Annotated in this window: 7 protein-coding genes; all 7 read left to right on the top strand. The window is 28.5% G+C overall.

Annotated elements, in window-relative coordinates:
* Nucleotides 1–558: 558 nt before the first annotated feature.
* Nucleotides 559–1,719 carry a glucose-1-phosphate adenylyltransferase gene (locus NNC19_RS22630; protein ID WP_310940967.1) on the top strand — a complete coding sequence of 387 codons (1,161 nt, stop codon included), beginning with the start codon at nucleotides 559–561 and terminating at the stop codon, nucleotides 1,717–1,719.
* A 601-nt stretch (nucleotides 1,720–2,320) separates the two neighbouring features.
* On the top strand, nucleotides 2,321–4,435 hold the full coding sequence (gene glgB / locus NNC19_RS22625; protein ID WP_396136476.1) for a 1,4-alpha-glucan branching protein GlgB: 2,115 nt from the start codon (nucleotides 2,321–2,323) through the stop codon (nucleotides 4,433–4,435).
* Nucleotides 4,436–4,468: 33 nt separating this feature from the next.
* The gene (gene glgA / locus NNC19_RS22620; protein ID WP_310940966.1) at nucleotides 4,469–5,902 is read left to right on the top strand and encodes a glycogen synthase GlgA; all 1,434 of its coding nucleotides are present in this window, start codon (nucleotides 4,469–4,471) and stop codon (nucleotides 5,900–5,902) included.
* A 29-nt stretch (nucleotides 5,903–5,931) separates the two neighbouring features.
* Complete coding sequence (locus tag NNC19_RS22615; protein ID WP_310940965.1) at nucleotides 5,932–8,367, top strand: glycogen/starch/alpha-glucan phosphorylase; 2,436 nt, start codon at nucleotides 5,932–5,934, stop codon at nucleotides 8,365–8,367.
* A 15-nt stretch (nucleotides 8,368–8,382) separates the two neighbouring features.
* Nucleotides 8,383–10,212 carry a glycoside hydrolase family 13 protein gene (locus tag NNC19_RS22610; protein WP_310940964.1) on the top strand — a complete coding sequence of 610 codons (1,830 nt, stop codon included), beginning with the start codon at nucleotides 8,383–8,385 and terminating at the stop codon, nucleotides 10,210–10,212.
* Nucleotides 10,213–10,254: 42 nt separating this feature from the next.
* The gene (locus NNC19_RS22605; protein WP_310940963.1) at nucleotides 10,255–11,415 is read left to right on the top strand and encodes a glucose-1-phosphate adenylyltransferase; all 1,161 of its coding nucleotides are present in this window, start codon (nucleotides 10,255–10,257) and stop codon (nucleotides 11,413–11,415) included.
* A gap of 28 nt (nucleotides 11,416–11,443) precedes the next feature.
* Complete coding sequence (glgD, locus tag NNC19_RS22600) at nucleotides 11,444–12,550, top strand: glucose-1-phosphate adenylyltransferase subunit GlgD (protein ID WP_310940962.1); 1,107 nt, start codon at nucleotides 11,444–11,446, stop codon at nucleotides 12,548–12,550.
* The last annotated feature ends 328 nt before the right edge of the window (nucleotides 12,551–12,878 follow it).

Here is a 12,878-nt window from a genome sequence, read left to right as displayed (position 1 = left end):
CAGGAAAGTTAAGCTCTACAGCGCTGATGGTACTGCATGGGAGACTGTGTGGGAGAGTAAGACGTTGCCAGGTTATAAAAACTATCTTTTCTTTATGAAATAGATAGTTTTTTTTGTTTTATTATGATATTTGAATTTTTAAGGAACTGAATTTCATATAGACTCTTTTTTACATGCCTCAAGCGAATGGCTTGAATATATTCCTTATATATATCCATAAAATATAATTGAAAACCTGGTTTTAGATAAGGCTACTGAATTATTATTAGGTATAATATTTTTTGTTTTCATAATAATATTATGCACAAAAAAAGAGAATTCAATTTTGATTTTGAATTCTCTTTTTTTCGACTAGTGTCAAATTTATTTTGGTACATCCTTTTAGTTTTCTATTAAATGAGACAGTTTGTTATATTAATTCTAAATGAGGGATGTTATTACAAAAAAGATAATCTTTAATTTTTTATTATTTTGTTAAAATAATAAAGCTTGTGTATATATTATAGCTTTCTAACACACTATATTATTGCTAGGATGTTAGGAAAGGAGATAATATATATGATCAAAAAGGAGATTGTTGCAATGATATTGGCAGGAGGGCAAGGAACAAGATTAGGAATAATAACTAAAAATATTGCTAAACCTGCAGTACCATTTGGTGGAAAGTATAGAATTATTGATTTTCCATTAAGTAATTGTTCAAATTCGGGTATATACACTGTAGGTGTTTTAACTCAATATAAACCGTTAGAGCTAAATAATCATATAGGATCAGGAACTTCTTGGGGATTAGATTGTGAAGATGGTGGAGTAAGTTTATTACAGCCACATAAAAAAGGAAAAAAAGAGAATTCTTATAAAGGGACAGCAAACGCCATATATCAAAATATTGAATTCATAGATAACTATGATCCAGAATATGTGTTAATTCTTTCAGGAGATCATATATATAAAATGGATTATTCTCAAATGTTGGCTTTTCATAAAGAAAAAGAAGCTGAAGTAACTATTGGAGTTGTAGAAGTTCCTAAGAATGAAGCGAATAGATTTGGAATAATGAATGTTAGAAAAGATATGTCTATATATGAGTTTGAAGAAAAGCCTAGTAATCCAAAAGGCAATTTAGCATCTATGGGAATATATATTTTTAATTGGAAAGTATTAAAGCAATACTTAGAAGAAGATGAAAAAGACAAATTTTCAAGCAACGATTTTGGGAAAAATATAATACCTAATATGATTCAGGATGATAGAAAGATGGTAGCATATCCTTTTAAAGGATATTGGAAAGATGTAGGAACAGTAGATAGTTTATGGCAAGCAAATATGGATTTACTTTCAAAAGAAAAAAAATTGAATTTATATGATGAAAATTGGAAAATCTATTCAAAGGGGCATAGTAGCCTTGTAGAATATGTGAGAAAAAGTGAAAATGCTGAAAATTCTATTATAGTAGAAGGTGGAAATATATCTGGAGAATTAAGTAATTCTATAGTTTTTCAAGGAGTAGAGATTGGTGAAAATTCTATTATTTCAGATTCTATTATAATGCCTAAGGCAAAAATTGGGAAAAATGTAATCGTAAAAAAAGCTATCATAGGCAGTGAGGCTATTATAAGTGATGGAGCTAGAATAGAAAGCTGTGATGAGATTTCTGTAGTTGGTGAAGGAGAAGAAGTTAAAATGGATATTATAGATGAAACAATTACAGCAATTTAATAATAATTTAGTTTAAAAGTGTAATAGTGATATATTAATTTTGAAAATTTTGGTATATGTAGATGCTATACTATTTTCAAGTGAAATAAGTTAGATAGTTAGAATCTATTTTTATCATTCTTATAAAGAAAATTATATTGATTTTAAAAAATATGTTTTTAATTTAGCTTTTTATAGTGAATTTGCATAAAATTGATTATAAAAAGCTATTTTAATTTAATACATATTTAAACAATAATAGATTAATAAAGCAGAAAAATAATTTGAAAAAATTTACAAAAAATATTAAAAAGTAGGTGAAATATACTACCAATTTTGGTAAAATAGTAATATAATACTTAAATGGAATAAAATTCAAAAAGTTTTAATTGTAGAGGTATATTTTGGGAGGGATTGAGTTTTGAGAAGCAATAATAATCAAAAAAACACTTCAAAAATGTCTTTAATAGAAAAAAGTGTTGAAGAGAAAGGGGTTCAATACTTAGAAAAATTAGAATTAAAGATTAATAACATAGAAGAACCTTCAGAAAAGGTAGATAATTCAATTAGCATATCTAAAAAAAATCAAACTAAAAAAGATTTAGATGCCAAAAAATCAAAAATGAATGTAAGTGTAAAGAAAAAAAGTAAGACTAAAGAAAATTCTTTAAAAAAAAGAAATAAGTTAAATACTGTAAAGGAAAATGAAGTCAAAGCAATAGATAAGGAAAAGGATGAAGGAATGAAAAAGTATGGGAGAAAATTAAATAAGAATGATTTAACTGATTTAAATACTTATCTATTTCATGAAGGAAAAAATTATGAAGCTTATAATATTTTAGGATCTCATATTACAACTGAAATGAGAGTAAAAGGTGTAAGATTCACTACATGGGCTCCTAATGCAAAAATGGTATATGTTGTTGGAGATTTTAATAACTTTGAGGTTAAAGAGGAATTTCAATTAAAAAGAGTTACAGAACATGGATTATGGAGTGGATTTTTTTCAGATGCAAAAGAAGGAGAAAAATATAAATATTGTATTATTAATGATAGTGGAGAAAGAAGTGAATTCAAATCAGATCCATATGCAATTCAAAGTGAGTTAAGACCCAATAATGCATCTATTATTTATCAACTAGAAAAATTCAAATGGGATGATAAAAAATGGATGACAAATCGAAAGAAATTTGATGTATATGAAAGTCCAATAAATATATATGAAATTCATTTGGGATCATGGAGAAGGAAAGAAAATGGTGATTTTTTAAGTTATGAGGAGTTAAGTGAAATTTTACCTAGCTATGTAAAAGAAATGGGCTACACTCATGTAGAAATTATGCCAATAGTTGAGCATCCTTTAGATGAATCATGGGGATATCAAGGAACTGGATATTTTTCTCCAACATCAAGATATGGAAGTTTAGAAGGAGCTAAAAAACTGATAGAAAATTTGCATAAAGCAGATATAGGCGTGATTTTAGATTGGGTACCAGGACATTTCTGTAAGGATGCCCATGGATTATATAGATTTGATGGCACACCAACTTATGAATATAAGGAGTTATGGAGAGCAGAAAATTTAGGATGGGGGACTTGCAACTTTGATTTAGGAAGACCAGAAGTAAAGAGTTATCTCATATCAAATGCATTGTACTGGTTTAGAGAATTTCATATTGATGGATTACGTGTTGATGCAGTATCAAGTATTTTATATTTAGATTATGGAAAAAGCCATGGAGAGTGGGTTCCTAACAAATATGGTGGAAACGGCAACTTAGAAGGTATGGAATTTTTAAGAAATTTAAATAAGGCTGTTTTTAGTGAATTTCCAAATGCACTTATGATTGCAGAAGAGTCTACATCATGGCCTAACATAAGTAAGCCTATAGAAAATGATGGATTAGGGTTCAATTTTAAATGGAATATGGGATGGATGAATGATGTACTTGAGTATATTCAAATAGATCCTCTATACAGAAAACACAATCATAAGAATATAACATTTTCAATGATGTATAACTATTCAGAGAATTTTATCCTGCCATTGTCACATGATGAAGTAGTTCATGGTAAAAAGTCTTTAGTAAATAAAATGTGGGGAGATAAGTGGAATAAGTTTGCAGGGGTAAGGGTATTTTGTTCTTATATGATGGTACATCCAGGTAAAAAGTTAACTTTTATGGGAAATGAGTTTGCTCAGTATATTGAATGGCGTGAATATGAAGAATTAGAGTGGATATCGATGGAAGATGATGATATATACAAAAAAACACACTTATTCTTTAAAGATTTGAATAATTTTTATCTAAATAATAAAGCATTATGGCAATTAGATTATGATTATAATGGGTTTACATGGATAGAACCAAGTAATAGTGACCAAAGTATTTTAATATTCATGAGAAAAAGCAGAGATGATAAGGATACTCTAATAGTTATAAACAATTTTAAACAAGATGTTTACTATGATTATAAAGTGGGAGTTCCATTTTTAGGGGAATATGAAGAAGTACTAAATACTGATGATGAGAAATATGGTGGATCAGGGCAAATTATTGGAGAAACATTAGTTGCTGAAAAATCTCCATTCCACAACCAACCATATTCAATAAAAGTAAAAATACCACCAATGGCTACTATGATTTTAAAAGTAAAAAAGATAGAAGTAGATAAAAATAATATTGAAGAAAAAATTGGTGTAAAAGAAAAGGCAATTGAATTGAGAGAAAAATAAATTTAATAATATTTTATTTAGGAGAGTATATTTATGAAGGTTTTATTTGTAGCAACAGAAGCACATCCCTTTATAAAAAGTGGTGGATTAGGTGATGTTGCAGGGGCATTACCAAAGGCATTAGTCAAAAAAGGTGTAGATGTAAGAGTAATAATACCCAAGTATAGGAATATAAATTGGGAGCTTAAAGAAAAAATAAAATTTGTAAAGTGGCATACAGTGAATGTTGGATGGAGAACACAATATTGTGGAGTATTTGAATACAATCATGAAGGCGTAATTTATTATTTAATAGATAATGAGGCTTATTTTGATAGAGATGGACTATATGGATATTATGATGATGGAGAAAGATTTGCTTTTTTTGATAGAGCAGTGTTGGATACATTAAAACAAATTAACTGGCAGCCAAATGTAATTCATTGTAATGATTGGCAGACAGGAATGGTGCCTGTATTACTAAGATTAGAATATAGTAAGGACTTATTTTACTGTGGAATGAGGACTATATTTTCAATTCATAATATTTTATTCCAAGGATGTTTTGATAAAACTATATTACCAGAATTATTTGGATATAATTATGAACCGTACAAAAATAAAAGTTTAGAGTTTGATAAAGGTGTAAGTTTTATGAAGGGGGGGATAAATTATTCAGATTTAATCAGTACAGTAAGTTACAGTTATGCTAATGAAATAAAAACTCCTGATTTTGGAGAGAGATTAGATGGTTTATTAAGATGTAGAGCAGATTCGTTAAGAGGAATTGTAAATGGAATTGATTATGAAGAATTTAATCCAGTGACAGATAACTATATATATAAAAAATATGATGTATCAAACCTTAAAGATAAGCAAATTAACAAAGTAGAATTACAAAGAGAATTGGGGCTATATGAAAGTAAAACAACACCTATGATTGGAATGATAACAAGATTAACAAAGCAAAAAGGATTAGAATTATTAACATATATTGGGGAAAGATTGTTAGAGCAAGATGTACAACTTGTAATTGTTGGAACAGGAGATAAGAACTTTGAGGATTATTTTAAATGGTTAGATTACAGATATGGTAATAAAGTATCAGCCAATATTAAATTTGATAATGCTTTAGCACATAAAGTATATGCTTCTTCAGATATGTTTCTAATGCCATCTTTATTTGAACCATGTGGATTAGGTCAACTTATTGCATTGAGATATGGAACTATCCCTATAGTTAGAGAAACTGGAGGATTAAAAGATACAGTTACTCCTTATAATGAATATGAAGAATCGGGAAATGGATTTAGTTTTAGGAAGTTTAATGGAGATGAAATGTTTAATACAATACAATATGCTATAAATACTTATTATGATAAAAGAAAATGGAACAAACTTATAAGACATGCGATGCATTCGGATAATAGTTGGAGTAAATCTGCTGATGATTATTTGAATATGTATAATGAACTAAGTTATAGGTAATGCTAATATTCGAATAGGAGGGACAGAAGATGTTATCATTAGACAAAAGAACTTTTAAGGAAGCATATGTAGAGAAGTTTTTAGAAGTTCATGAAATTGAACTAAAAGATGGTACTGAACAACAGCAATATGAAGCTTTAGCAGGACTTATTAGAGATTATGTATCTAGGATGTGGCTTAAGACTAATAAGGAAAATAATAAATCAGGGCAAAAGCAAGTTTATTATTTTTCTATGGAATTTCTGTTAGGAAGATTATTAGGAAGCACTTTATTAAATCTTGGAATAAGAGATATATGTGAAGAGGGACTATCAGAATTAAATATAAGTTTGGATAATTTAGAAAAATTAGAACATGATCAAGGATTAGGAAATGGAGGCTTAGGAAGATTAGCTGCTTGCTTCCTAGATTCAATGGCTTCTTTGGGAATTCCAGGAAACGGATGTGGAATTAGATATAAATATGGATTTTTTGAACAAAAAATTGTTGAGGGGAAACAAGTAGAAGTTTCAGATGACTGGCTCAAAAAGGGAAATGTATGGGAAATGAGAAAAAATAATAAGTCGGAAATAGTTAAGTTTGGAGGAGAGATAAAAGTTGACTATATAAATGATAATTTAACATTTACTCATATAAATTATGAACCTGTATTAGCTATTCCGTATGATACACCTATAGTAGGGTATGACAATGAGGTTGTAAATACACTAAGGCTATGGAGTGCAGAAGCAGTTTCAAACGAATTTGATTATTCATCCTTTAGTCGAGGCGATTTTTTGAAAGCTATAGAGTATAAAAATTCAATAGAATCAATTTCTCAAGTCTTGTATCCAGAAGATTCATTTTATAAAGGAAAAATATTAAGGTTAAAACAACAATACTTTTTTGTATCAGCAGGAATTCAAAGCATAATAAGACATTTCAAAAAGCATGGTGGAAATATTGAAGAGTTTGATGAGAAGATAGCTATTCATATAAATGATACACATCCAACATTAGCTATACCAGAATTGATGAGGATATTAGTAGATGAAGAAAAAATAGATTGGAATGTAGCTTGGAGAATTACTACAAATACAATATCTTATACAAATCATACTATTTTAGCAGAAGCATTAGAAAAGTGGCCTATAGATATGTTTAAGACATTATTACCTAGAATTTATATGATAATTGAAGAGATTAATAAAAGACATTGTGAGGAGCTTTGGAATAATTTTCAGGGTCAATGGAAAAAGATATCGGATATGGCCATAATATCTTATGACCAAATTAAAATGGCTCATTTGGCCATTGTAGGAAGTCATAGCGTTAATGGAGTAGCTAAATTGCATACAGAAATATTAAAGAAAAAAGAAATGAGTGATTTTTATTATTTATACCCTAATAAATTTAATAATAAGACAAATGGAATCACACATAGACAATGGTTAATAAAAAGCAACCCTAGCTTAACAGCTCTATTAAAAGATACTATCGGAGATGGTTTTATAAAGCATCCTACAGATTTAAGTAACTTCAGTAAGTTTTTAGGAGATAATAGTGTTTTAGATAAATTAGAAAAAATAAAATTGGCTAATAAAAAGACTTTAGCAGAAACCATATTAAAAAATGAAAAAATAGAAGTGGATACTAATTCGATTTTTGATGTGCAAGTTAAAAGAATTCATGCATATAAGAGGCAAGTATTAAATTGTTTGAGAATAATGGATTTACATAATGCATTAATTGATAATCCAAACATTGATATAGAACCAAGAACTTTTATATTTGCAGGAAAAGCAGCACCAGGATATTATTTGGCAAAAAATACAATAGAGTTAATTAATTCTATTGCAAAGGTAGTTAATAATGATCCTAGAGTTAAAAACAAAATTAAGGTGGTGTTTATGGAAAACTATAATGTTTCATTAGCAGAGCAAATCATACCTGGCACAGATTTAAGTGAACAAATTTCTACTACTACAAAAGAAGCATCAGGAACATCAAATATGAAATTTATGATGAATGGAGCTCTGACTATTGCAACTTTAGATGGAGCAAATATAGAAATAAGAGATGAAGTTACAGATGAGAATATAGTTATTTTTGGGCTAACAGAAGATGAAGTATTAAACTACTACAAAAATGGAGGGTATAATTCAGTAGATATATATAATAATGATATGAGAGTAAAACGTGTAGTTAATGATTTAATAAATGGTAAATATGATCCAGACAAAGATAGATTTAGGAGTATATATGAGAATTTAATAAATTTAAATGATGAATTTTTTGTATTAAAAGATTTTGACTCATATATAAAAGCTCAAGAGAAAGTTAATAGTTTATACAAGGATAAAATGAAATGGCAGAAAATGTGTGGAGAAAATATAGCTCATTCTGGAATATTCTCCTCAGATAGGACTATTGAGCAGTATGCAACAGGAATATGGGGATCAGAATTACTTTATAAAAACTTGTAAAAAGGAGAAAAGTTTATGGAGGAATTAAGAATAATTCATGATTCTCAAAATATGAAATTTAGAAGTCCGTTTGGAGCTGTAAAAGTTGGAGAGAAAGTAAATTTAGAAATTGAGATTAATAAAAGTGTTACAGTATCAGTTGAAATAATTCAAGCAGATGGAAACACCAAAAATATAGGAATGAATAAAGAGTATTTAAATAATGATTTATATAAATATTCAGTTTTGATTGATACATCTGATTATATTGGAGTTCTTGAATATTATTTTATAGTGGGATATGAGCATGGAAGAGTATACTACGGAAATAATGAGGAAAGATTAGGTGGAATAGGCAGAGTATACAACCATAATCCTGTGCCATATCAAATTACTGTATATGAGAAAACAATAGTACCTAATTGGTATAAAGAAGGGGTCATTTATCAAATATTTGTTGATAGATTTTTTAATGGAAACAAAGATGGAAAGATCAATTCTCCAAAGAAGAATTCTTTTATATATGGAACTTGGAATGATTCGCCTATGTATATTAAAGATAATTTAGGAAGATTAGTTAGATGGGACTTTTATGGAGGAAATTTAAAGGGGATAACTGAGAAATTAGATTATCTTAAGAAATTAGGAATAAGCATAATATATTTAAATCCAATTTTCAAAGCAGCTAGTTGTCATAAATACGATACGGGGGATTATGAGATTGTTGATGAAATGTTTGGTACAAACGAAGAATTCAAAATATTGTGTCAAAAAGCTAAGGAAAGGGGGATAAGGATAATATTAGATGGCGTTTTTAGTCATACAGGAGATGATAGTAAGTATTTTAACAAATTTGGAAACTATCAAACTATTGGCGCATGTCAATCAACTAATTCACCATACTACAGGTGGTATAGATTCGCTGATTATCCTCATACTTATGAATGTTGGTGGGGAATTGATAATCAACCTAATGTTAATGAAATGGAACCTAGTTATATTGAATACATCATTAAAGGAGAAAATTCAATAATAAAGAAATGGATGGAGCTTGGGGCTAGTGGATGGAGACTAGATGTAGCTGATGAACTTCCAGATGAATTTATTGTTATGATTAAAGAGAAAATGAATGAGGTGTATAGTGATAATGTTCTTATTGGAGAAGTATGGGAAGATGCTTCAAATAAAATAAGTTACTCAAAAAGAAGACACTATCTCTATGGGAAAGAATTAGATTCTATAACAAATTATCCACTTAGAGATAGTCTTATTAATTTTGTTAAGGGACACATGAAATCAGATAAGTTTTCTAAAAAAGTAATGTCTTTATTTGAAAATTATCCAAAAGAAAATTTTTATGCAAATATGAATATTATTGGAACCCATGATACAGAAAGAATACTAACAATATTAGATAAAAAAATAGAATTATTAAAAATTATAATTGCATTACAAATGACGTTACCAGGAGTACCTTTGGTATATTATGGTGATGAAGCTGGCCTTGAAGGTGGAAAAGACCCAGAAAATCGAAAGGCTTATCCATGGGGAAGAGAAAATAAAGAAATTTTAGACTTTTATAAATTAATTATAGGAATAAGAAATAAAGAAAATGCCTTAAAAAAAGGTGGGTTAAGATTTTATAGTACAGACCTAGATGTATGTGCTTTTGAAAGATATTATGAGAATGAGAAAATAATAGTTCTTACAAATACAAAAGGAAGCAGAATAACTTTACAAAATATAAATATTGAAGGATCATACATTGATATATTAGATCAGGACAAAAGGTACAAGGGGATAGAATTAAATAATGCTTTGGTATTAGAAGGGTATGATATCAAGGTGTTAAAATGTGATAAATAATTTTTTATGAGAATTTATGCAACAGAGAGGGGAATGTTATTCATGGGAAAAAATGAAATCGTGGCAATGATATTAGCAGGGGGTCAAGGATCTAGGCTAGGGGTGCTAACTAAGAAATTAGCAAAACCAGCAGTACCATTTGGAGGAAAGTATAGGATTATAGATTTTCCATTAAGTAACTGTGCAAACTCAGGAATATACACAGTTGGAGTATTAACACAATATAAACCATTAGAATTAAATGCACATATTGGTATTGGAGAACCATGGGATCTAGATAGAAAATGTGGTGGGGTAAGAATATTACCACCTTATCAAGAAGAAAAGGGAGGAAAGTGGTACAAAGGAACAGCCAATGCAATATACCAAAACATAGAATTTGTAGATGGTGCTGAACCTGAATATATTTTAATTCTATCAGGAGATCATATTTATAAAATGGATTATACTAAGATGCTAGATTTCCATAAAGAAAGAGGAGCAGATGCAACTATAGCTGTTATAGAAGTACCTAAAAATGAGGCTAGTAGATTTGGAATAATGAATACTAGAGAAGATATGTCGATTTATGAGTTTGAAGAAAAACCAGAAAAGCCAAAAAGTAATTTAGCATCTATGGGAATATATATATTTAATTGGAAAACATTAAAGAAGTATTTAAAAGAAGATGAAGCTAATAAAACTTCTAGCAATGATTTTGGAAAAGATATTATTCCTGGAATGTTAAGTGATGGAAATAAAATGGTGGCTTATCCATTTAAAGGATACTGGAAGGATGTAGGAACAATTGATAGCCTTTGGGAAGCTAATATGGATTTATTAAAAGATGATAATGAACTAAATTTATATGATGAAGATTGGAAGATATATTCTGTAAATCCAGTAAGACCAGCTCAATATATTGGAGAAGGAGCAAAGATCAAAAATTCATTAATAGTTGAAGGTTGTGTAGTTAATGGAGAAATAGAAAACTCTGTATTATTTCAAGGGGTACAAGTAGGTAAAAATTCTATAATACGGGATTCTGTAATAATGACTAATGCCAAAATTGGTGACAATGTAATTATAGAGAAAGCTATTGTGGGGTCAAATGCTATAGTAAGAAAAGATTGTAAAATAGGATTAGAAGATGAGATTGCAATTATTGCAGCTAAAGAAGAGGTTAAGATGGGAACAATAATAGAAAGTAATAAGGCTGTATAGAAGACATAAGGTATGGGGGGAGAGAAATATGAATAATTGTCTAGGAATAATAAATTTAGATGGAAATGAAAGTAAGATGGGAGAATTAGTAGTTAATAGACCTCTTGCATCAGTTCCAATAGCTGCTAGATATAGAATTATAGATTTTGTTTTATCAAATATGACTAACTCTGGTATAGACTGCATAGGTATATTCACTAAGAATAAATCGAGATCATTAATTGATCATTTAACAAATGGAAAGCCATGGGATTTGAATAGAAAAAAAGATGGATTAAGAGTATTTAATTTTGGTAAGGATGATCCTTCATATGAAGATGTTCATAATTTTGCTGAAAATATTGAATTTTTTAAATATAGCCATAAAGAATATATTTTATTAGCACCCTCTTATATGATTTGTAATATAAATTACGAGGAGATAATAAATTATCATAAAAAAAGTTGTAAAGATGTAACTATAGTATATAAAAATATTAAGGAAACAAAAGGTTCCTTTGAAGATTGTAATGTGCTTAATTTAGGAGACTTAGGAGATGTTATAAGTATCGGAGAGAATATAGGAAATTGTAAGAATGTAAATATAAGCATGGAAATGTATGTTTTAAAAACAAGTACATTTATTGATATAATTCATAAATGCATAAGAAGTGGAATGTATAGGAAAGTGAGAGACTATATTGCTGGTAATTTAGACAGTTTAAGGGTTGGAGCTTATGAATTTGAGGGACATTTAGAGTGCATAAATTCACTTAAGTCTTTATATAATGCCAATCTAGCATTATTAAATAGAAGAATAAGTAAAGAGATATTTAGTGAGGAAAGACCAATATTCACAAAATCAAAAGATGAAGCTCCAACACATTATACAAATTCAAGCAATGTAATAAATTCAATAATAGCAAATGGTTGTTATGTCAAAGGAGAAGTGGAGAATTGTGTAATTGGAAGAAGAGTTTATATAGGAGAAGGAGTAAAACTTAAAAATTGTGTTATTATGCAAAATAGTAGAGTAGAAGATAATGCTGTTCTAGATAATGTTATAGCAGATAAAGGAACTGAAATTAAGAAGAATGAGAAACTTATAGGTTCGCAATTATATCCCTTATTTATAAAGAAGAATAAAGTTGTTTAATAAGATATCTCAAAATAGAAGTGAATTTCTATTTTGAGATATCTTTAATTTATTCAATATTTTGCTTGTAAAGTCTGTTAAAGTGGGATTTAATTATAAAGAAAATTCTTGAAAAGTAATGAAACTTATCCTAGTATATCAGTATATGAAATATGGCGAATTTTTAGATAAAAGAGATTATTTAAGCAATAATATTGATATTTGGATAATATGAGAAATTAAATAAGAATATTATGTGGTAAGATTAAATCCGTTGCTGAGGCAAACAAAAACAACAAAATGTTTGTAAAAAATAAAACAAAAAAGTTGTTGACAAGGTTTTGCTAAG

Origin of the sequence: Clostridium sp. SHJSY1 (genome assembly GCF_031626875.1) — a bacterium.
Taxonomy (GTDB): Bacteria; Bacillota; Clostridia; order Clostridiales; family Clostridiaceae; genus Clostridium.
The sequence above is the reverse complement of the archived record's forward strand: the minus strand, read 5'-3'. Positions and strand labels throughout refer to the sequence as shown.

What these genes read in the sequence shown, in the direction of transcription:
- NNC19_RS22630 (WP_310940967.1), top strand. Translation starts at nt 559, where the DNA reads ATGATCAAAAAGGAGATTGTTGCAATGATATTGGCAGGAGGGCAAGGA.
- glgB (WP_396136476.1), top strand. Translation starts at nt 2,321, where the DNA reads ATGAATGTAAGTGTAAAGAAAAAAAGTAAGACTAAAGAAAATTCTTTA.
- glgA (WP_310940966.1), top strand. Translation starts at nt 4,469, where the DNA reads ATGAAGGTTTTATTTGTAGCAACAGAAGCACATCCCTTTATAAAAAGT.
- NNC19_RS22615 (WP_310940965.1), top strand. Translation starts at nt 5,932, where the DNA reads ATGTTATCATTAGACAAAAGAACTTTTAAGGAAGCATATGTAGAGAAG.
- NNC19_RS22610 (WP_310940964.1), top strand. Translation starts at nt 8,383, where the DNA reads ATGGAGGAATTAAGAATAATTCATGATTCTCAAAATATGAAATTTAGA.
- NNC19_RS22605 (WP_310940963.1), top strand. Translation starts at nt 10,255, where the DNA reads ATGGGAAAAAATGAAATCGTGGCAATGATATTAGCAGGGGGTCAAGGA.
- glgD (WP_310940962.1), top strand. Translation starts at nt 11,444, where the DNA reads ATGAATAATTGTCTAGGAATAATAAATTTAGATGGAAATGAAAGTAAG.